Source organism: Aureimonas sp. ME7, assembly GCF_903970965.1.
Lineage (GTDB): Bacteria > Pseudomonadota > Alphaproteobacteria > Rhizobiales > Rhizobiaceae > Aureimonas.
Genome location: NZ_CAJCKW010000002.1, coordinates 480,999 through 499,390, shown reverse-complemented (window position 1 = coordinate 499,390; position 18,392 = coordinate 480,999). Strand labels below are relative to the sequence as shown.

General features: G+C 66.6%; 18 protein-coding genes. 14 read left to right on the top strand and 4 right to left on the bottom strand.

Annotation, left to right across the window (positions count from 1 at the left end; genetic code table 11):
* Nucleotides 1-8 precede the first annotated feature (8 nt).
* The 7 genes from H7A85_RS05905 to H7A85_RS05875 are packed head-to-tail and all read left to right on the top strand — an operon-like array spanning nucleotide 9 to nucleotide 4,483.
* Entirely contained in the window at nucleotides 9-386 is a 378-nt protein-coding gene (locus tag H7A85_RS05905) for a Na+/H+ antiporter subunit C (protein ID WP_182084946.1), read from the top strand.
* 42 nt (nucleotides 387-428) lie between these two features.
* Nucleotides 429-2,081, top strand: coding sequence for a proton-conducting transporter membrane subunit (locus H7A85_RS05900; RefSeq protein WP_244631007.1), 1,653 nt, complete (start codon nucleotides 429-431; stop codon nucleotides 2,079-2,081).
* Nucleotides 2,078-2,551 (top strand): Na+/H+ antiporter subunit E, encoded by a 474-nt coding sequence (locus tag H7A85_RS05895; RefSeq protein ID WP_182084944.1) that lies wholly within the window; start codon nucleotides 2,078-2,080, stop codon nucleotides 2,549-2,551. Before H7A85_RS05900 ends, H7A85_RS05895 begins: the two co-directional genes overlap by 4 nt.
* Nucleotides 2,548-2,913: a cation:proton antiporter gene (locus tag H7A85_RS05890; RefSeq protein ID WP_182084943.1), complete on the top strand. Its 366-nt coding sequence runs from the start codon at nucleotides 2,548-2,550 to the stop codon at nucleotides 2,911-2,913. Before H7A85_RS05895 ends, H7A85_RS05890 begins: the two co-directional genes overlap by 4 nt.
* Nucleotides 2,910-3,287, top strand: a complete 378-nt coding sequence (gene mnhG, locus H7A85_RS05885) for a monovalent cation/H(+) antiporter subunit G (RefSeq protein ID WP_182084942.1) — start codon at nucleotides 2,910-2,912, stop codon at nucleotides 3,285-3,287. The genes H7A85_RS05890 and mnhG overlap by 4 nt, the downstream gene beginning before the upstream one ends.
* Complete coding sequence (locus H7A85_RS05880) at nucleotides 3,284-3,667, top strand: DUF423 domain-containing protein (RefSeq protein WP_244630976.1); 384 nt, start codon at nucleotides 3,284-3,286, stop codon at nucleotides 3,665-3,667. The genes mnhG and H7A85_RS05880 overlap by 4 nt, the downstream gene beginning before the upstream one ends.
* Nucleotides 3,668-3,700: 33 nt before the next feature.
* Nucleotides 3,701-4,483, top strand: a complete 783-nt coding sequence (locus H7A85_RS05875) for an SDR family oxidoreductase (protein WP_182084941.1) — start codon at nucleotides 3,701-3,703, stop codon at nucleotides 4,481-4,483.
* A 6-nt stretch (nucleotides 4,484-4,489) separates the two neighbouring features.
* On the opposite strand, the gene H7A85_RS05870 is transcribed toward H7A85_RS05875, so the two are convergent.
* Complete coding sequence (locus tag H7A85_RS05870) at nucleotides 4,490-5,893, bottom strand: virulence factor family protein (protein ID WP_182084940.1); 1,404 nt, start codon at nucleotides 5,891-5,893, stop codon at nucleotides 4,490-4,492.
* A complete protein-coding gene (gene mprF / locus H7A85_RS05865) occupies nucleotides 5,890-8,481 on the bottom strand; it encodes a bifunctional lysylphosphatidylglycerol flippase/synthetase MprF (RefSeq protein WP_182084939.1) in 2,592 nt (863 codons plus the stop codon). Before mprF ends, H7A85_RS05870 begins: the two co-directional genes overlap by 4 nt.
* Nucleotides 8,482-8,811: 330 nt before the next feature.
* Here mprF and H7A85_RS05860 point away from each other — a divergent pair, with 330 nt between their 5' ends.
* Nucleotides 8,812-11,262 (top strand): EAL domain-containing protein, encoded by a 2,451-nt coding sequence (locus tag H7A85_RS05860; protein WP_182084938.1) that lies wholly within the window; start codon nucleotides 8,812-8,814, stop codon nucleotides 11,260-11,262.
* An 11-nt stretch (nucleotides 11,263-11,273) separates the two neighbouring features.
* On the opposite strand, the gene fliI is transcribed toward H7A85_RS05860, so the two are convergent.
* Together fliI and flgF are read right to left on the bottom strand one after the other, a co-directional pair.
* A complete protein-coding gene (gene fliI, locus H7A85_RS05855) occupies nucleotides 11,274-12,596 on the bottom strand; it encodes a flagellar protein export ATPase FliI (RefSeq protein WP_244630975.1) in 1,323 nt (440 codons plus the stop codon).
* Nucleotides 12,597-12,601: 5 nt separating this feature from the next.
* On the bottom strand, nucleotides 12,602-13,327 hold the full coding sequence (gene flgF / locus H7A85_RS05850) for a flagellar basal-body rod protein FlgF (protein WP_182084936.1): 726 nt from the start codon (nucleotides 13,325-13,327) through the stop codon (nucleotides 12,602-12,604).
* Nucleotides 13,328-13,519: 192 nt separating this feature from the next.
* Here flgF and motA point away from each other — a divergent pair, with 192 nt between their 5' ends.
* From motA to flhB, 6 genes are all read left to right on the top strand, one after another.
* On the top strand, nucleotides 13,520-14,392 hold the full coding sequence (gene motA / locus H7A85_RS05845) for a flagellar motor stator protein MotA (protein WP_182084935.1): 873 nt from the start codon (nucleotides 13,520-13,522) through the stop codon (nucleotides 14,390-14,392).
* Nucleotides 14,393-14,402: 10 nt separating this feature from the next.
* A complete protein-coding gene (locus tag H7A85_RS05840; RefSeq protein WP_182084934.1) occupies nucleotides 14,403-15,338 on the top strand; it encodes a FliM/FliN family flagellar motor switch protein in 936 nt (311 codons plus the stop codon).
* Nucleotides 15,319-15,678, top strand: a complete 360-nt coding sequence (locus tag H7A85_RS05835) for a hypothetical protein (RefSeq protein ID WP_182084933.1) — start codon at nucleotides 15,319-15,321, stop codon at nucleotides 15,676-15,678. The genes H7A85_RS05840 and H7A85_RS05835 overlap by 20 nt, the downstream gene beginning before the upstream one ends.
* 148 nt (nucleotides 15,679-15,826) lie before the next feature.
* Nucleotides 15,827-16,144 (top strand): flagellar motor switch protein FliN, encoded by a 318-nt coding sequence (fliN, locus tag H7A85_RS05830; protein WP_244631006.1) that lies wholly within the window; start codon nucleotides 15,827-15,829, stop codon nucleotides 16,142-16,144.
* Nucleotides 16,145-16,151: 7 nt separating this feature from the next.
* Nucleotides 16,152-17,180, top strand: a complete 1,029-nt coding sequence (locus H7A85_RS05825) for a FliG C-terminal domain-containing protein (RefSeq protein WP_182084932.1) — start codon at nucleotides 16,152-16,154, stop codon at nucleotides 17,178-17,180.
* A gap of 75 nt (nucleotides 17,181-17,255) precedes the next feature.
* Entirely contained in the window at nucleotides 17,256-18,344 is a 1,089-nt protein-coding gene (gene flhB, locus H7A85_RS05820; RefSeq protein ID WP_182084931.1) for a flagellar biosynthesis protein FlhB, read from the top strand.
* The last annotated feature ends 48 nt before the right edge of the window (nucleotides 18,345-18,392 follow it).

Below are 18,392 nucleotides of genomic sequence, written 5' to 3'. Positions count from 1 at the left end.
CGCTAAGCATGGAAGTCGCTCTCGCCGGCCTCGTCGCGGTGATGTTCTCCATCACCATCTACCTCCTTCTGTCGCGCTACATCATCCGGATGCTGCTCGGCGTCGTGCTGCTCGGAAACTCGGTCAATCTGTCGCTCTTCGTCGCCGGGCGCATCGATCCGATCGCGCCGCCGCTGATCCCATCGCATCTGAAGGTGCCGCCGCAGGATATCGCCAACCCCGTGCCGCAGGCGCTGGTGCTGACGGCGATCGTGATCTCCTTCTCGTTCTTCGTGTTCCTTCTGGTGCTGGCCTACCGCGCGTATCAGGACCTGGAGACCGACGACACCAACGAGATGCGCGTCGCCGAGCCGGAGGACGAGGGGCTGCCGCCCCTCGGCTATTGAGGAATTTCGATGGAAGAGACTGCGGCTCTCATCGCCGAAGCCATGGTGTTCGATCGGTTCCATGCCGACCAGACGCTGCTCATCGTGCCCGTCGCGATCTGCTTCGTGTTCGGCGCCATTCTCCTGATGATGCGCCGGCGGATGGATCTGCATCCGGTGATCGCGGTGGTCGGGTTGACGCTGCTGCTCCTGGCAGATCTCGCGCTTCTCGTGCGCATCGCCGAGGGCGGGCCGATGTCCATGGCCATGGGCGCGTGGAAGCCGCCCTTCGGCATCTCCTTCACGGCCGACCTCCTGTCCGCCCTGTTCCTGTCGGTCGCCGGGTTCGCGGGTCTCGCCTGCGGGATCTATGCGATCGCCTCGATCGACGAGGAAGGGCGGCGCTATGGGTTCTTTCCGTTCCTGTTCATGGTGATGGCAGGCGTTTCCGGCGCGTTTCTGACGGGTGACATCTTCAACCTCTATGTCTGGTTCGAGGTGATGCTGATCGGCTCGTTCGGCCTCCTGATCCTCGGCTCGGAGCGCGAGCAACTCGACGGCGCGACCAAGTACTGCTTCCTCAACCTCATCGGCGCGACGCTGTTCCTCCTGACGACCGGCTACCTGTTCGGGCTGTTCGGCACCCTCAACATGGCCGATATCGCGCTCAAATCGTCGCGCATGGAGGGCAACGGCATCCTTCTGACGATCGCTTCGCTTTATGTCGTGGCGTTCTCGATGAAGGCGGCGGCCTTTCCCCTGAACTTCTGGCTGCCGGCCTCCTACCATACGCCCCGTTTCGTCGTGTCGGCGCTGTTCGCAGGGCTCCTGACCAAGGTCGGGATCTACGCGCTGATCCGCGTCGTCCTGATGCTGTTTCCGCCCGAACGCGGGGGCCTCGGCTTCGTGATCGCCTGGATGGCGGCGCTGACCATGCTGATCGGCGCCTTCGGCGCGTTGGCGCAGTCCGACCTCCGGCGCATGCTGAACTACGTGGTGATCACCGGCATCGGCACGATCCTCGTCGGCATCGCCATTCCGCCGGTCCTGGAAAGCGCATCGAGCGCGATCACCACCGGGGCGGCGAGCGTCGTGCGCGAGCAGGCGCTCGGGCCCTATTTCGAGAGCGGCATCTCGGACGAGGGGCCGCTTGCCACCGGGCTGTCGGGTGCGATCTTCTACGCCCTCCATTCCATTGTGGTGATGACGGCGCTGTATCTGGCGGCGGGCGTCGCCGCCTTCCGCAACGGGTCGTCGTCGCTCCACGAGATGGGCGGGCTGTGGCGGCGGCATCCGATGTTCTCCGCGCTGATGCTGGTTCTCCTGCTGACGGTCGCCGGCCTTCCGCCGTTTTCCGGCTTCTGGCCGAAGATGCTTCTCGTGCGCGCTTCCATCGCGGCGGATCTGCCGTGGCTGGCAGCGGCCGTCCTCGTATCCGGCTTCCTTTTGACGATCGCCTGCGCGCGCGTCTTCGCGCTGGCGTTCTGGCGCCCGTTCCCGGTCGCGGCCGACGCCGAGCTGCATCCGGGCGAAGAAGCCTTCCGCGCGCCGCCGCCTGGCCGCCCGCTGGCGCTCGTGCCGCTGATCGCGCTCTGCTTCTTCGTCATCGCGATCGGCGTCTGGCCGGAGCCGCTCGCCGAGCTTTCGATGACGGCCGCCCACCAGATCCTGCGTCCCGAAGCCTATCTCACGTCCGTCCTGGGAGCCCGGCCATGAACCCGTTCGTCGCCAATCTCCTTCTCGCCCTGGTCTGGCTGATCGTCACCGGCGGCTTCAGCCTCGCCAACCTGATCTTCGGCTTCCTGCTCGGGGCGGGGACGCTGTTCCTGATCCGCGAACAGGTCGGTGCGGGCAACTATTTCCGGCGCGGGCGCAAAGTCGTCGATCTCGTCCTCTTCCTTCTCTACGACCTCGCCGTCTCCGCTTGGCGGGTGGCGCTCGTCGTCATGCGGCCCAAGCTCGACGTGAAGCCCGGCGTGTTCCTGTATCGTCACCGCGTCCAGTCGGAGTTCGAGATCGCGCTTCTGTCCAACCTCGTCGGCCTGACGCCGGGAACGCTGATCTTCGACATTTCGGACGACGAGCGGACCCTCTTCGTCCATGCGCTGGACTGCTCCGACCCGGATGCACGCCGGCGCGAGATCGCCGAAGGGTTCGAGCGGCGTATTCTGGAGGTGTTCCGATGACGCTTCTCAAGCTGTCGGAGATCGTACTCGATTGGGCGCTGTCGATCGCGCTCGTCCTCCTCTGCGTCTCGCTGATTCTGACGATCGTTCGCATCTGGAAGGGGCCGACCCTGCCGGACCGGGTGCTCGGGCTCGACGTCCTGACGAGCTCGTCGATCGGCTTCATCGCGGTGATCGGCATCGACACCGGCTTCACGCTCTATGTCGATATCGCCATCGCGCTCGGCCTCGTCGGGTTTCTGGCGACGGTTTCCTTCGCCCGCTTCATTCTGGCGCGTGGCGACACGGAGCGATCGCCCGTGTCGGAGCGGGCGGACGAGGAGGTCGATCTGGCCGTGTTGAGCGAGGAGCCGCATCCATGACCGCCGTCGGCAATCTCTTGGCCTCCGTCTTCGTGATCCTCGGCGCGATGTTCGCGCTGGTTGCCTCCGTCGGCATCCTGCGCCTGCCGGACTTCTACACGCGCGTACATGCAGCCTCCAAGGCGGGCACCATCGGCTCGGCGCTGGCACTGGTGGCGCTCGCCATCGTTTCGGTGCAGACGGCCGAAGTCCTGCGCGCCATCGCGGCCATCGTGTTCTTCTTCCTCACCGCCCCGATCGCCGCCCATCTTCTCGGCAAGGCCGCCTATTCGGCGGGCTATCGCATGTGGTCCGGTTCGGTGCTGGACGAGATGCCCGACGCGAGGCGACCCGAAACGGACGATGGCGATCCCAACCAGCGGCCGATCCTGTGAACCTGGACCGTTCTTCCGCATCGTCTCGCGTCTGCCTCGGTTGCGCCGGACTTCTCGGAGCTTTCGGCACCGGTGGAGCGGCCTTTGCGGCGCATGGTGGGGCGAACGCTTGGCTCGCGGGGATTGCGGCCGCGATCGCCTTCGTCCATGCGCCGGCGCTTCTGGCGCTGGCGTTTGCCCCGCGCGAGATGCTTCGCACCCGCCTACTTCCAGCCGGGCTGATGGTGCTCGGCGTCGGGCTGTTTTCCGGCGATCTCGCGATGCGACTGGCGACCGGCGAACGTCTCTTTCCCAATGCGGCGCCGATCGGGGGCTCGATCCTGATCCTGGCCTGGGCGAGCCTGATCCTGCTCGCCGTCTGGCCGCGCCGCGCCACCTGACCCATTCTTCATGACGCTTTCGGCGAGGACGCGATGACGGGTTTCGATTCCCATCTGTTCGAAGGGCGCACCGTAGTCGTCACCGGGGCGGGGCGCGGCATCGGGGCTGCGGTGGCGGCTGCCTTTCTCCATTGCGGCGCCAGCGTGATCGCACATGCCGGCCGCGACCTGTCGCATGCCGAGGGCGATCTCCTGTCGAGGGTCCCGTCCGCCGCGCGCTCGCGCCTCGTGCTTCTGACGGAGGATCTCGCCGCGCCGGATGGCGGTGCGCAACTGGCCGATCAGGTTCTCGCCCGAACCGGTGTGATCGATGTGCTCGTCAACAATGCCGGGACGATGGGCGGGCGTATTCGCGCCGGCGAGGAGACGGCGGAAACCTACGACCATGTCCTCGATCTCAACATCCGATCCGTCGTCGCCCTCACCGGGTGCCTGCTACCGGCGCTGCGAGCGTCCGAGCAGGCGTCGATCGTCAACACCGTCTCGATCTCGGCCCGGGCAGGCGGCAGTGCGGGTTCGGCACTCTATGCCGGAACCAAGGCGTTCGTTTCAGGCTGGACCAAGACCCTGGCCAAGGAGCTTGCGCCGGACGGCATCCGCGTCAACGCCGTATCCCCCGGCACGATCATGACGGATTTCCATCGACGCTATTCGACGCCCGAGAAGCTCGAGGCGACGGCCGCCGCCATCCCCTTGAAGCGTTTGGGCATGGCCGACGATTGCGCGCCGGCCTATGTGTTTCTGGCCGCCGGAAGCCTGTCCGGCTACGTCACCGGACAGGTTCTGGAGGTGAACGGCGGGCAGTTGATGCCCTGAGCCTCGTTAGGGCTGGGCCGGCGGCTCGGGCAGCGCGGCGGCCGGGCCGCCCTGGAGCGCGGCAAGGATGCGCGCGGCCAAGACGTCGTAATTGCCGTCGAAATGATGCCCGCCTTCCAGCGGCAGCTTGGTGACGGCGGCGAGCTGGGGCGTGGTGCAGGCACCGTCGTCCTCGTCCTGCCCGTAGATGCACAGGACGCGCTCGGTCGGCAGCGCCTGGATCGCCTGCACCACGTCGCTGTCGCCCGTCGACAGGCCGAGCCAGCCGCCGACCGAGATCTGGAACCCGGTTTCGGTGGACGGCGCGAGCAGTCCGATCAGCGTTACCCGGCTCGCCCATTCGGGCGGCAATGCGGGATAGGCGAAGGGGAGCGTGTCGGCACCGAACGAGTATCCCATGAGGGCGACCGGGATGCCCGGCGCGGGTGCCGCGTTCCCCAGCATGGTGGAGATGTCGTCCGCCATTTCCTTGGCCGATTTCTCCGACCAGAAGTAGCGCAGCGAATCGACGCCGATCACCTCGACCCCGTGCTCGGTCAGCCAGTCGCCGATGGTCTTGTCGAGATCGCGCCAGCCGCCGTCGCCCGAAAAGAACACGACGACGCCCTTGGGCGCGCCCTTCGGCTTGCCGACCACCGTGGGGAGGTCGGTGAGGTCGGCATCGGCGATGGCGCGCGTCGCCTCGATCACGGCCGTCTGCCGGTCCGGCGCCACGGGCGCCACGCGCAGCCCTGCCTTGATCGGAGCGACGAGCGGCGTCGGCGCCTCGGTGCCGGTATCGGCGACGAAGGTGAAGGGGGAGGGCAGGTCGGCCGTCCGTCCATAGTCGAAGACGCCGGGGCCCGCGGGCGTTGCCGGCGCGCCCTCGCAGACGGGAATGCGCGAATGGGCGCCGTTCGGCGCGTCCAGCGCGACGCCGCCGGCAACGGTCGCCGCCGGCGCATCGGCGACGCTCGCATAGGCAAGTGTCCCGCCCTCGCCGCGGCCGACGACCACGGGATGGAAATAGGTGTCGAGCGAGAGAGCGCGCAGCGCTTCCTTGGCGATCCCCTCGAGATCGGAGCCGAGATAAAGGCACTCGCCGTCCGCGCCGGCATCGGCTTCCAGCCGCGCGCGCCATTGGTCGAGATCCACCGGCAGAACGATCAGGTCGTTGTCGACGAGGGCTGCGGCGAGATCCCGGTCCGCCGGGCTCAAACCGCCCCGGTCCGACAGGAGCACCACCAGACCGGCCGCGTCGTCGTCGGGCGACAGGACGGGAATGTCCTGGAGGTTCTCGTAGGAGATGGTCGTCGCCGCGACGGTTTCGGCTGCGCGATCGATCGCCCGCGAACCGAGGAGGCCACCCAGCGCACCGCCTGCCAGCACGAGGAAAAGCGAGGCGGAGAGAACCGAAAGCGTACGAGTCATGAATCCTGCTTGGGTCGGCCGGAAATCAGGGTGGTCACGTCGACGAGCGCCTTGGCCGTATCGAAGCCGCTCGGGCAGATCAGGTAGTGCGGTGTCCAGACCGGGTTGAACTTCTGCTTGAAGCCCTTGAGCCCGTCGAAATGGTAGAAGTTTCCGCCCTTGCGATACAAGAAGGCGCCGAAGCGGTTCCAGCGCGAGGCGCCCCGCCTGTCCACCAGGCCGGACAAAGGAGCTGCCCCAAGGTTGAACCAGCGGAACCCTTCGTCCTTGCCGTAAAGCAGGAGCCGGGCGAAGAGCGAGTCCATCAGCACCTTGGAAATGTCGGGCAGGAAGCGCATCAGATCGATCGACAGCTCGTGCTTGTCGGCGCCTCGCCAAAGATTGGCGAAGGCAACGATGGCCCCGTCCTTGCGCAGCACCGCCATGTCGAAATGGGCGAGGTAGTCGGCGTCGAAATAGCCGAGCGAGAAGCCCTTCTCGGAGCCCGCCTTGTTTCCGAGCCAGGCGTCGGACACGGCCTTCAGCTCGACGATCGAGTCCACCACCTCTTGCGTGCCGATGATCGAGAACTCGAGACCCTCCCGCTCCGCGCGCCGCGTGGCGGTGCGCAGGTTTTGCATCTTGGCGCCTTCCAGCGTGAACTTCTGAAGATCGACGCGCGCGACCTCGCCGAGCTTCAGCGCGGTCAGGCCCATGTCGAGAAAGAGCGGCAGGCTTTCGGGTCCGACCTCGTAGAACACCGGGCGCTCCGCCTGCCGGTCGGCCAGATCACGGAAGCTCCAGGCGAGTTCGGTGACGACGTCCGGCGGGCCGACCGGCTCGCCGAGAGCGACGAGGCTGCCGCCCGAGCGGGCGTACATGATGAACCCGCGCCGGTCGGGCGAGAACAGGAAACGCTTGTCACCCAAAAGCGCGAGGCAGGCGTTGGTGGACGGCGAGGAGGCGACGATGGCCGGGACTTCCGGCGGGATGGCGCTGAACCGCTGGACACGCTCGGTGCGCCGGTGGATCGCGACGTCGAGCCCGACGGCGGCCACGATCGCGACCGAGACGACGCTGGCGCGCAGGAAGCGCGGCGCGTTGGCGTCGAGCGCGAAGTCCCACCACATCGTGTTGGCGTATTCCACGTGGCGATAGGCGAAGAAGCCGAGCCAGATGGAGGCCATGACGGTGGCGAGAACCGCGGCGAGCCAACCCCAGGTGAGGGCGAACGGGTTGGTGATGGAACGCCGGTAGAACGCGCGGCGGAAGCCGAGAAGCAGCGTCGCCTGAACCACCAGGAGAACGGCCTCTTCCCAGTCGAGCCCTCGAAACAGGGCGAAGACGGAGCCGGCCAGAAGCAGCGCCATCGACACAATCCAGGCGCGCCACAGACGCTTGGCGAGACCGCGCGCGACGATCAGGAGCGCGACGCCGACGAAGCTCGCGGCCAGCTGCGACATCTCGATGAAAGGCAGCGGGACGATGTCGCCGAGAACGCCGAGGCGCTGGGTACCGCTGGGAAGCGCACCGGAGGCGAGGAGGATCAGCCCGCCGCCGAATGTGAGAGCCGCCACCGCCGGCGGCACGATCGGCTCCACCGCCCGCACTAACTCCTTCGCCGGGCCGGTCACGACGCCACGGCGACGCTTGGCCTCGATCAACGCGAGGCCGACCACCGTCAGGACCAACGGGAACACGGTGTAGATCAGGCGATAGACGACCAGCGCGGCCACGACGTCGGCCCGGTCCGACAGACCGAGCGTAACGAGAAGCGTGGCCTCGAAGGCGCCGAGCCCGCCGGGCGCGGAGGATGCGACGCCCACCACCACCGCGATGGCGAAGACGAGGGCGAAGAGGACGAAGCTCGTGACGGTGCCCGCCGGCATGAGCACGTAGAGAACGGCGGCGGCCGCTCCGACATCGACGATGCCGGCAACGATCTGAACGAGCGCGCCCCGGTGGCTGGGCAGGGCCATGTGGAAGCGGCGGAGCCGAACCTCGCGCTGCCCCCGGGACAGCCAGAACACGAAGAGCCCGATCAGCACCACGACGCCGAGACCAAGCGTCAGATCGATGCGCGGATCCACGTCGCGCAGGAACGGCACGCCGCTCGGATCCACCACCAGGGCGATGCCGAGCATGATGGCGAGGGCGAACCACAGGGCGAACCAGGAGGTTCCCACGATCCGCCCGATGTCGGCAAGGTCGATCCCGCCCGACTTGTAAGCGTGGTAGCGCAACGCCCCGCCGGTCAGGAGGGGGAAGCCCAGCGCGTTGGAGATCGCGTATCCCGCCGCGCCCACCGTGGCGGCCACGGGGCGAGATACGCGACCGGGCGCGATCGTCTCGACCGCCACCACGTCGTAAAGCGAGACGGCGGCGAAGCTGACGAAGGTGAAGACGAAGGCCAGGATCAGAGCATAGGTCGGAACGCCGCCGATCGCCGCGCGGATTTCGCCGAGCGACAGGCTTTCCATCATCTGGTGCAGCGTGGCGAAGGCAACGGCCGAGATGGCGAGCCCGATGCCGACGGGAAGCCAGGTCTTCCAGCGGCGCTTCGAGCGGACCGCCGATTCCGTTTCCACTTGTTCGGCCTGGACGCTCATCGATACCCGCACCCGAATGGCTTGCCCGCGGCCATGCTTGGCATGGCCGCGAGGAGCGATTTACCGGAAACGCACAACGCGGCAAGGTTGAACCTCATCGTTGCGCAAATTTAACCCGTGCTCGATCCGATGCCGCTGGCGTTTTTGCTGGGAAGGTCGAGACGTCGCGACGTTCGAGCGAGACCGCCCGAGGATGATAACGCCCGATTGTTTGGTCGTCTCTAGAAGTAACGGAACCATAACGAGGGTTAGCTAGCCTATCCGGGCGATCAAGAGCGGATTCAGGCTGCTTCGCGTCGGCAAAGGCGTGCAACTCAACGTGGTTTCGTCATGTCCATCAATGCCAAGCTCCTGGCGAGCGGATTGATCCTTGGTCTTCTGGGTGCGGGTTTCACCCTCGCGATCGATCGCAGCAATCATGGCATGTTGAGAACGGTGGAGGACGTGTTCCGAGTTGGCGTCGATCCGCTGACGCGCCTGGAAGCTGCGGCGGTTCGATCCGACGAACTGGCGACGCGCTTTCTTCAGTCGGCCAAGTCCAGCGACCCGAACGGCATCGTCAGCCGGGCCGAGACCGTGGAAATGGTGGACGGCTTGTCGAAGATTCTCGCCGACCTGCGTTCGGTGGATGTCGAAGGGCGGCCCGTTGCGATGCAACTCGGCGAGCTGGCCTACGGCATCAACCGGCTGCGGATGACGGACGGGGAGATCACGAGGCGGCTTCTGCGCCGCGAGCTTTCCACGCTGGTCGGCGATTTCGACCGGGCGATCGAGTCGATGCGCCAGGACGTTCAGTCGCTGAAGGACCGTTCCAAGGCGACGAGCTCCCAGTTGCAGACCTATCTGCTGGCCGGGATGTTGACGGGCTCGCTGGTCGGCGCGATGCTTCTGGCCTATCTCTGCTGGAGCATCGGCCGCTCGATCCGGCAGGCTGCCGGGCATCTTTTGCGGGCGGGTGGATCGAGCCACGAGGACGCTCCGACGTCGTCGGGAGATGCGATCCGGCAGCTGGAGCTGGCGATCCGCTTCGTCGAAAGCGCGATCCAGGATCGCTCCGCAGAGGCCCGGCAGAACCAGCAGGCCACTACGGAGCGCCATCAGAAGGAACTGCAGGCGCAGCGGCGCCGGTTCGACGCGGCCCTCAACAACATGCCGCAGGCCTTCTGCCTTCTCGACGACGATGCCGTCGTCAGTGCCAACGAGGCGTTCTTCCGACTGTTTCCCGAAGTGCGGATCGGCACGCGGATGTCGGAAGCCTGGAACGATCCGTTGCTGGCCGGGCTCCTGGCCGTGGACGCGCCGGATGTCGAGCACCGCGAAACGGCCGATGGGCGCGCCTTCGAGTTGCGGCGTCACGCCAACGCGCAGATCGGCGGCACGATCGTGATCTTCGAGGACGTGACGCGCCAGCGGGCCGCCAGCCGCGAGATGGAGAAACTGTCGGGCCAGGACGCACTGACGGGGTTGGCCAACCGCGCCTCCTTCTATGGCCGGCTCCAAGAGGCTCTGCAGGACGGCATGCCGGGGGGCGACATGACCCTCCTGTCGATCGACATCGCTGATTTCAACAACATCAACGCCACTCTGGGGCATTCGGCGGGCGACGATCTCCTGCGCCAGATGGGCGAACGGCTCGGCGCGCTCGTCTCGCCGGACGATCTCGTGGCGCGTCTCGACGGCGATGAGTTCGGCATCCTCGTGCGCAGCGAGGGACCGCCGGCCGCGGCGGGCCGGCGATTGGCCCATGCGATCATGGACGATATCGAGCGAACGCCGATCCGGGTGGCGGGACGCCCGCTCGCCGTTTCGGTCGCGGTCGGCATGGTGGCGATGCAGGCCGGCGATCCCGCCGCGCAGCCGGATGCCCATGCCGTGATGCAGGATTGCGAGATCGCGCTGCAGGAAGCCAAGACGCAGACCGGCCGGCGCTTCAAGCTCTACGATCCGGCACTTCGCGAGGAACTCCAGGCGCGTCAGCGCATGGTGACCGACCTTCGGCTGGCGCTGGAGCGCAACGAGTTCGAGATCCATTTCCAGCCGTTCGTGGACCTTCGCCGCCAGGCCGTTTCCGGCTTCGAAGCGCTGGCACGCTGGCGCCATCCCACGCGCGGGCAGGTCAGCCCAGGCGTGTTCATTCCTCTGATGGAAGAAATGGGCCTGATCGAGCAGCTGGGGCGCTTCGTGCTGACCGAAGCCTGCCGGCACGCCGCGCGCTGGCCTGCCAATCTCTCGCTTTCGGTCAATCTCTCGCCTGTCCAGGTGAAGAACGAGGGGCTGGTCCAGACCGTTCGCCAGATCCTTCGATCCACTGGGCTCGCGCCGGAGCGGCTGCAGCTCGAGGTTACGGAATCGCTGTTCCTGGACGACGCCGACGGCGTGCTTTCTACGCTGGAGCAGCTGCGCAAGCTCGGTCTCGTGATCTCGATGGACGATTTCGGGACGGGTTACTCGTCGCTCGGCTATCTCAGCCGCTTTCCCTTCGACAAGATCAAGATCGACCAGTCCTTCGTGCGTGACATGGAGCGCCCGGAAAACAGCGCGATCGTGCGCGCGGTGATGGGGCTGGGCGCGGCGATGAACATGAGCGTCATCGCCGAAGGCGTGGAAACGGCCGACCAGCTGATGCGGCTGGAACAGGAGGGCTGCGTCGAGATGCAGGGCTTCCTGTTCTCCAAGCCGCGTCCGGCCTCCGACCTGCCCAAGATGCTGACGGAGGTGCGCGAAGGCTTCGCCCAGGGGCGCTACCGCGCCACCGGTTCCGTGGTTCGGCTGAAGGCCTGATCGCGCAACCGTTAGCTGCTCGCAATCCCTGACTTCAGGCGCTTCGACAGCTCGTCGAAGGGGGCGTCGGACGGCTCGTCGCCGGGATGCTGCATCATGCAGCCGTAGACATGGGGCACGAGATCGACTGCCTGGTCGAGCGTCGGGTCGGCACCTCGCTGGTATCCGCCCAGGAGACGCAGGTCGCGCGTGTCCTCGTAGCGCGCGATCATCGCCTTGAGGCGCGAAACGAGCTCGCGCTCCTCCGGCTTCCACGACAGATCGGCCATGCGCGAGATCGACTTCAGAAGGTCGATCGCGGGAAAGCGGCCTTCCTCGGCGATGGCGCGGTCGAGCACGATATGCCCATCCAGCGTTCCGCGAATGGCATCGGCGACGGGTTCGTTGTGGTCGTCGCCGTCCACGAGAACGGCGAAAAGGCCTGTGATCGTGCCGGCGCCCTCCGCGCCGGGGCCGGCGCGCTCCAGAAGGCGAGGCAGCTCGGAAAAGACGCTCGGCGGGTAGCCCCGCGCCACCGGCGGCTCGCCGGCCGCCAGCGCCACGTCGCGCGCGGCATGAGCGAGGCGCGTTACCGAATCGACGATCAGGAGCACGTGCTCGCCACGATCGCGAAAGTATTCGGCGACCGTCATCGCCGTCTTGGGCGCAAGACGGCGCATCATCGCGCTTTCGTCGCCCGTGGCGACCACGGTGACGACGCGCGACAGCTCGCCGCCCATGGTCTCCTCGAGGAACTCGCGCACCTCGCGCCCGCGCTCGCCGACCAGCGCGACGACGACCGTGTCGAAGCCGGGCGAGCGGGCCAGCATGCCCATCAGCGTCGACTTGCCGACGCCCGAGCCCGCGAAGATGCCCATGCGCTGGCCACGAATAAGGGGCGTGAAGATGTCGATGGCGCGAACGCGCGTCGACACCGGCTGGCGGATGCGCGCGCGGCGCATGGCCGCGTCCGGCAGGGTGTCGGTGGCGTAGTTCGTTTCGCCGTCGAGAAGGGGGCCGAGATCATCGCAGGGGCGCCCGAAGGCGTCCACCGTCCGTCCTTTCCAGGCGGGCGAGGGAGCGACGGTGACGGGCCCCCGGCGCCAGGCGAGCGTGCGCACGCCGCTGTGGAAGCGCACGGCGAAGGGTTTGACGGTGGCCGCCGCTTCCTCGACCCGCACCACCTCGCCGAGCTCGGGACCCTGCGGCCCTTCGCAGACCACGCAGTCCCCGAGCCGCACATAGGGGCTGAGGCCGGCGACGCGGAACGACTGGGGTGTGACATCCACCACATGGCCGCTGACGCGGATATGCGGCTCGTCGAGGCCCGATAGATCGACGGCCTTCCGGCGCACCTCACTCACTTGGGCGCGCCGAGCTGGGTGACGGCCTCGTTGAGCGAGGCTTCGGAGGTCTGCACGAGGCTGGCGGCCTGCTCGAAGGCGCGCTGGACGGCGATGAGGCGGGTCATTTCCAGGATCGGATTGACGTTGGAGCCTTCCACGAACCCTTGCGCGACATGATCGTCGTTGAACTCGACGACCGGCACGGCCGCCTGATTGGGAACGACGCCCGACGTGCCGGCCCGCGTGAGGTCCGCCCCGGGGGGCATGCGGAACAGGCCGACGGCGCCGAGCTGCCCGCCGCCTTGCGTGATCATGCCGTCACGCGCGATGGAGATCGGGCCTCCGTTCGGGTCGATCTGGATCGGCGCGCCGCCGACATCGAGGAACGGCTCGCCGTTCACCGTGCGCAACTCGCCCGCATCGTTCATCTGCATGCGACCGTCGCGCGTATAGACCGTCCCGGTCGGCGTCTGGATCGCGAAGAAGGCCTCGCCCGCCACAGCCATGTCCAGCGTGTTGCCGGTTTCCGTCAGCGCGCCGGCACGGGTCGAGATGTAGTGCTCGCCGCCCGAGGCGAAGGCGACGCGCTGGTTGCCGGCGTTGGACAGGATGCTTTCGAACTTCACCTCCTCGGCGCGGAAGCCGGCGGTGCGCGAGTTCGCGAGATTGTTGGCGATCGTATCGAGACGCTTCTCCATGGCGAGCTGCGCGGAAAGGGCGACGGGAAGCGAGGTCTGCATGGGAAGCGGATCCGGGAGGTGCGATCGATAAAGAGCATCCGCTCGCGCGTCGGCGCGGGTGAACACTCCGGCATAATGCCCGTTCCGAATGGATCGAAGCTGACCCTTCGCACGCGCAAAACGCACAGTCTCGCGCAAGTCCGCGCCCTTAATCCTCCTTACCAATTCCTTTATGGTGCAAGGGTTAGCCCGATGGGTATCATTCTCGGCCTTATCGTGACGGTCGGCTGCGTTCTCGGCGGCTATGTCGCGTCCGGAGGTCATCTCTACGTCCTCTGGCAGCCCTACGAGCTCCTGATCATCCTGGGCGCGGCGCTCGGCACCTTTCTCATCGCCAACAACATGAAGGTCGTGAAGGACACGGGGAAGGCCATCATGGAGGCCTTCAAGAACGCCGTTCCCAAGCAGCGCGACTATCTCGACCTCCTGAGCCTCCTCCACTCGCTGATGCGCGAGATGCGCTCCAAGTCGCGCTCGGAGGTGGAAGCCCATGTCGACAACCCTTCCGAATCGGCGATCTTCAGCGCGTTCCCCAACATCCTGAAGAACCAGCCGATGACCAACTTCATCTGCGACTACTGCCGCCTCATCATCATCGGCAACGCGCGTCCGCACGAGATCGAGGCGCTGATGGAGGAAGAGATCCAGACGGTCGCCCGCGACCAGCTGAAGCCCAAGCACGCGATCCAGGACGTCGCCGACGGCCTTCCCGCGCTCGGCATCGTGGCGGCGGTTCTGGGTATCGTCCACGCCATGGGCGCGCTCGACCAGTCGCCGGAAGTGCTCGGCCATCTCGTCGGCGCGGCGCTGGTCGGAACGTTTGCCGGCATCTTCTTCTCCTACGGGGTGTTCGCTCCGCTCGCGACCAAGGTGAAGGGCGTGCGCGAGAAGAAGATGCGCATGTACGTCATCATCAAGCAGACGCTGATCGCCTACATGAACGGCGCCCTGCCGCAGGTGGCGCTCGAATACGGCCGCAAGGCGATCTCCGCCTACGACCGGCCGACCATCGACCAGGTCGAGGCCGAGACGATCGGCGGCGCCGCGCCGGCTCCGGCCGCGTAAGGAGGGGATCATGGACACGATCACCGAACGCAACATCGGCGAGCGTCTTCGCTCCGCCGCCCGGATCGAGCCCGAACGCCTTCCCCGCCTCAAGCTCGTCGGCATGCAGTGGGCCGAGGCGGTGGCCGCCAAGCTGTCCGCGACCCACGCGTCCCCGCTGGCCATCGAATTCGTCGCGTCCTCGCATTTCGAGCTGTCCGCCGGGGCGATCGCGAGTTCCGACACGCAGCTCGCGCTCACCGTGCGCTCGCCCAAGTGGCGCGAAACGGCGCTCGTCATGGCCGATGGGCGCTTCGCCGACACGGTGACGGAAGCCGCCTTCGGCGGCGACGGGCGCAACCCGCCAGCAACGCCCAAACCCTTGAGCCAAGTCGGCCGCTTCTTCGCCGACGCCGCGCTGCGCGCCTTCATCGATGCCGGCAACACGGCCTTCACCGAGCTCCTTCCGCTCGCCATGTCGCCCGATCGCCTGGCGACGGACGAGATCGGCGAGAAGCTGGAGGAATGGGTCGCTCCGGACGCCCGGTCCTTCATCGAGTTCCGCTTTCGCGTGTCCATCGGCGGCTGCGAGGCGGCGCTCAGGGTCGCGCTGCCCGAGGTCGTCCTCGCGCCTCATCGGCGCAAGCTCGCGGCCCCGGTCGACGACGGCCCCTCGATCGTGGATGAGAGCTGGGCGCGCGATCTCGAAGCCGGCTTCCAGAAGACCGACATGCACGTTCGCGCCATCCTCGGCGAGCAGCAGACGACGCTCGGCGCCATCTCCACCTTCCAGGTCGGCCAGACGATCGCGCTCGATGCGACGATGCAGAGCCTGATCCTTCTGGAATGCGAAGGGCAGCGCTTGTTCCGCGGCCATATGGGCCGCTCGCGCGACGCCTACGTCATCAAGGTTGAGGAGCCCGTGGATCCGACGGAGGAGTTCATCGATGACATCCTGGCTCATTGATTTCGTTCTGATCGGAGCCCTCCTGATCACCAGCCTTCGCACCGGCTCCATGTACAAGGAGCTGAAGCGCCTGCGCTCGGAGGAGGTCGGCTTCAAGAAGGCGCTGGAGGACGCGGACGCCTCGATCAACCGGGCGGCCAACGCCGTGGTGCTTCTCAAAAGCGAGGGCGTTCGCACGTTGCGCGCGCTGGAGGAGCGCTCGGCCGAAGCGCAGGAGCTGGCCGAGCGCCTCGATATCCTCCTCGACGCCTACGAGCGCGCTCGCGTCGCGCCGACGCCCGTGACCCCGGACAACGACGCCGTCTCCCGTTTCGCGTCAGTTCCGACCGCTATCCGTTGATCCGTGATCGCGAGAGCGATCCAAGGCTTCCCGAAGGACGACCCCAATGCAGAACGAGACACTGGAACTCGAAGCCGAAACCCCGTTCGGCGGCCAGTTCGGCGCGATGGACGACGATGCGTTCGAGACCGTCGAGACGGTCGAGGACATGAGCTTCGAGGTGCTGGAAGAGGAGCCGGTCGTCGAGGCGCAGCCCAATCTCGACGTCATCATGAACATTCCCGTCACCATGCAGGTCGTGCTCGGTTCGACCGTGATGCCGGTGGCGAACCTGATGAAGCTCGGCCGCGGCGCGGTGGTGAAGCTCGACACCAACATTTCCGACCCTGTGGACCTCATCGTCAACGGCCGCGTCGTGGCGCGCGGCGAGGTCGTGGTCCTGGAGAACGAGGAATCGCGCTTCGGCATCACGCTCACCGAGATCGTCTCGCCGACCGCCCGCCAGCCGCGTTCCAAGAACGGCTGACGTTTCGATGATGCTCGGAGCTTATCAACCGCTGGAGCTTGAAGGGCCGCCGAAGTCTGGCGCGTCCCGTGCGGCGATCCTGCTTCTCACCCTGGGTGGAGAAGGGGCGGCCAAGCTCCTCAAGCATTTCAGCCCGGAAGAGATCCGCGCGTTGCGCCAGAGCGCGACGCTGCAGCAGCCGGTTACCACGAGCGAACTCGAGGAGATCGTCGCCGAGTTCCAGGACGCGTTCCGCACGGGGCCGGCGATGGCCGGCCTGGAGGGTGAACTCAACAAGCTCCTGCGCAACACGTTGTCGACCGATGAGCTGGCCATCGTCTTCGAGGGCGAGAACCTGCTCGGCACCGACAGCGGCGTGCCGGTCTGGCAGGAAATCGAGCAGATGGGGGCGGAAGCCGTCGCCAAGCTTCTCGAGCGCGAGCATCCGCAGGTCGTGGCCTACACGCTCCAGCGCCTGCGCGCCGAGGTCGCGGCGACGGTCGTCGCCGGCATGCCGACCCCGAAGCGCAACGACATCGTTCGCCGCATGCTGTCGGCCGCGCCGCCATCCGAGGCGGTGGCCAAGATGATCGAGCTCCGGTTCCGCGAGGCGTTCGTCGCCGGCTCCAACGGGGCCGAGCGCAAGGCGCGCCATGCGACGCTCGCCGACATCGTCAACCGCATGGAGAAGGCGCAGTCCGACGAGGTTCTGGCCTCGATCGAGGCGAGCGAGCCGGACGAAGCGGTCGCGCTGCGCAAGCTGCTCTTCGCCTACGAGGACATTCTCAGCCTGCCCAAGAAAGCGCGTCTCATCCTGTTCGACGCGATCCCGGCGGAAACGGTGACGCAGTCGCTCACCGGCGCGAACGACGATCTGCGCGAGGCGGTCCTCTCGGCGCTCGGCGCTCGCACCCGCCGCATGGTGGAAGCGGAGCTTTCGCGCGGCGAGGCGCCGGCCGCCGACGTCGTCACGACGGCCAAGCGCTCCATCGCCTCGGCCGCGCTGCGGCTGTCGGCGGAAGGGCGCATCGACCTGACGCAGAAGGCGGACGCCTGATCCCTCTGAACCACCGGCGCCCGACTCGGATTCGAGCCGGACGCCTTTTCCGTTTCGCGAAAGGGCTGATGTGCGATGGCGGAAGGTGCGGACAAGGAGTCCCAAACCGAGGAGCCGACGGAAAAGCGAATTCGCGATACCGTCGAAAAGGGCAACCTGCCGGTTTCGCGCGAAGCGCCAATCCTGGCTTCGCTTCTGGCGGCCATCGCCGTCGTCGTCTTCCAGGCCCGCAACAACGCGGCTCAGCTGACCAATGATCTCAAGGTCACCTTCGAGAATCCGACGCAATGGTCGATCGGCAACGGCCTCGACGCGCTGCAATTTCTGCACATGATGGCGGCGCAGAGCGCCAAGTTCGTTCTGCCGGCCACCGGCATGTTCCTGGTCGCGGGCATCCTCGCCTCGCTTCTGCAGAACCCACCCCAGATCAATCTCGAGCGCATCCGCCCGAAATACTCCAACATCTCTCCCGCCAGCGGCTGGGGACGAATGTTCGGACGTCGCGGATTCACCGAGTTCGGTAAAGCCTTATTCAAGTTCTCCGCCGTTACGATCATCGTTGGTTGGATCCTGTCCGACGAACTGCCCTTGTTGTTGAAGACGATGTTCTCGGACCCTCTGCTCCTGCCCGAAACGATCCTCGGCCTGTCGATGCGGCTCCTCGCGACCGTGTCGGTGGCCACCATCGTTCTCGTGGCGGCCGACCTTCTGTTCTCCCGCATCTTCTGGCGGCGCGACCTGCGCATGTCGAAGCAGGAGATCAAGGACGAGATGAAGCAGAGCGAGGGCGACCCGATGGTGAAGGCGCGCCAGCGCCAGATCGCCCGCGAGCGCACCAAGCGGCGCATGATGGCGGCCGTGCCCGGCGCGACCGTGGTGATCGCCAACCCGACGCACTACGCCATCGCGCTTCGCTACGTGCGCGAGGAGGGCGGCGCGCCCGTCGTCGTCGCCAAGGGCGTCGACGTCATGGCGCTCAAGATTCGCGAGATCGCGGAAGCCAACGACGTTCCCGTCATCGAAGACAAGCTCTTGGCAAGGTCGATGTATGATCATGTCGAGATCGACCAGATGATCCCGCCGCAGTTCTTCAAGGCCGTCGCGGAACTCATCTACTTCCTCCAGTCTCGCCCAGGCGCGCGACTGGAGATCGGGGCGGCCTGAACCGGCCGGCTTGTCGACGAATGCCTTCCTCTTCGGAAGGCGCCCTCT

What these genes read in the sequence shown, in the direction of transcription:
- H7A85_RS05905 (WP_182084946.1), top strand. Translation starts at nt 9, where the DNA reads ATGGAAGTCGCTCTCGCCGGCCTCGTCGCGGTGATGTTCTCCATCACC.
- H7A85_RS05900 (WP_244631007.1), top strand. Translation starts at nt 429, where the DNA reads ATGGTGTTCGATCGGTTCCATGCCGACCAGACGCTGCTCATCGTGCCC.
- H7A85_RS05895 (WP_182084944.1), top strand. Translation starts at nt 2,078, where the DNA reads ATGAACCCGTTCGTCGCCAATCTCCTTCTCGCCCTGGTCTGGCTGATC.
- H7A85_RS05890 (WP_182084943.1), top strand. Translation starts at nt 2,548, where the DNA reads ATGACGCTTCTCAAGCTGTCGGAGATCGTACTCGATTGGGCGCTGTCG.
- mnhG (WP_182084942.1), top strand. Translation starts at nt 2,910, where the DNA reads ATGACCGCCGTCGGCAATCTCTTGGCCTCCGTCTTCGTGATCCTCGGC.
- H7A85_RS05875 (WP_182084941.1), top strand. Translation starts at nt 3,701, where the DNA reads ATGACGGGTTTCGATTCCCATCTGTTCGAAGGGCGCACCGTAGTCGTC.
- H7A85_RS05870 (WP_182084940.1), bottom strand. Translation starts at nt 5,893, where the DNA reads ATGACTCGTACGCTTTCGGTTCTCTCCGCCTCGCTTTTCCTCGTGCTG.
- mprF (WP_182084939.1), bottom strand. Translation starts at nt 8,481, where the DNA reads ATGAGCGTCCAGGCCGAACAAGTGGAAACGGAATCGGCGGTCCGCTCG.
- H7A85_RS05860 (WP_182084938.1), top strand. Translation starts at nt 8,812, where the DNA reads ATGTCCATCAATGCCAAGCTCCTGGCGAGCGGATTGATCCTTGGTCTT.
- flgF (WP_182084936.1), bottom strand. Translation starts at nt 13,327, where the DNA reads ATGCAGACCTCGCTTCCCGTCGCCCTTTCCGCGCAGCTCGCCATGGAG.
- motA (WP_182084935.1), top strand. Translation starts at nt 13,520, where the DNA reads ATGGGTATCATTCTCGGCCTTATCGTGACGGTCGGCTGCGTTCTCGGC.
- H7A85_RS05840 (WP_182084934.1), top strand. Translation starts at nt 14,403, where the DNA reads ATGGACACGATCACCGAACGCAACATCGGCGAGCGTCTTCGCTCCGCC.
- H7A85_RS05835 (WP_182084933.1), top strand. Translation starts at nt 15,319, where the DNA reads ATGACATCCTGGCTCATTGATTTCGTTCTGATCGGAGCCCTCCTGATC.
- fliN (WP_244631006.1), top strand. Translation starts at nt 15,827, where the DNA reads ATGAGCTTCGAGGTGCTGGAAGAGGAGCCGGTCGTCGAGGCGCAGCCC.
- H7A85_RS05825 (WP_182084932.1), top strand. Translation starts at nt 16,152, where the DNA reads ATGATGCTCGGAGCTTATCAACCGCTGGAGCTTGAAGGGCCGCCGAAG.
- flhB (WP_182084931.1), top strand. Translation starts at nt 17,256, where the DNA reads ATGGCGGAAGGTGCGGACAAGGAGTCCCAAACCGAGGAGCCGACGGAA.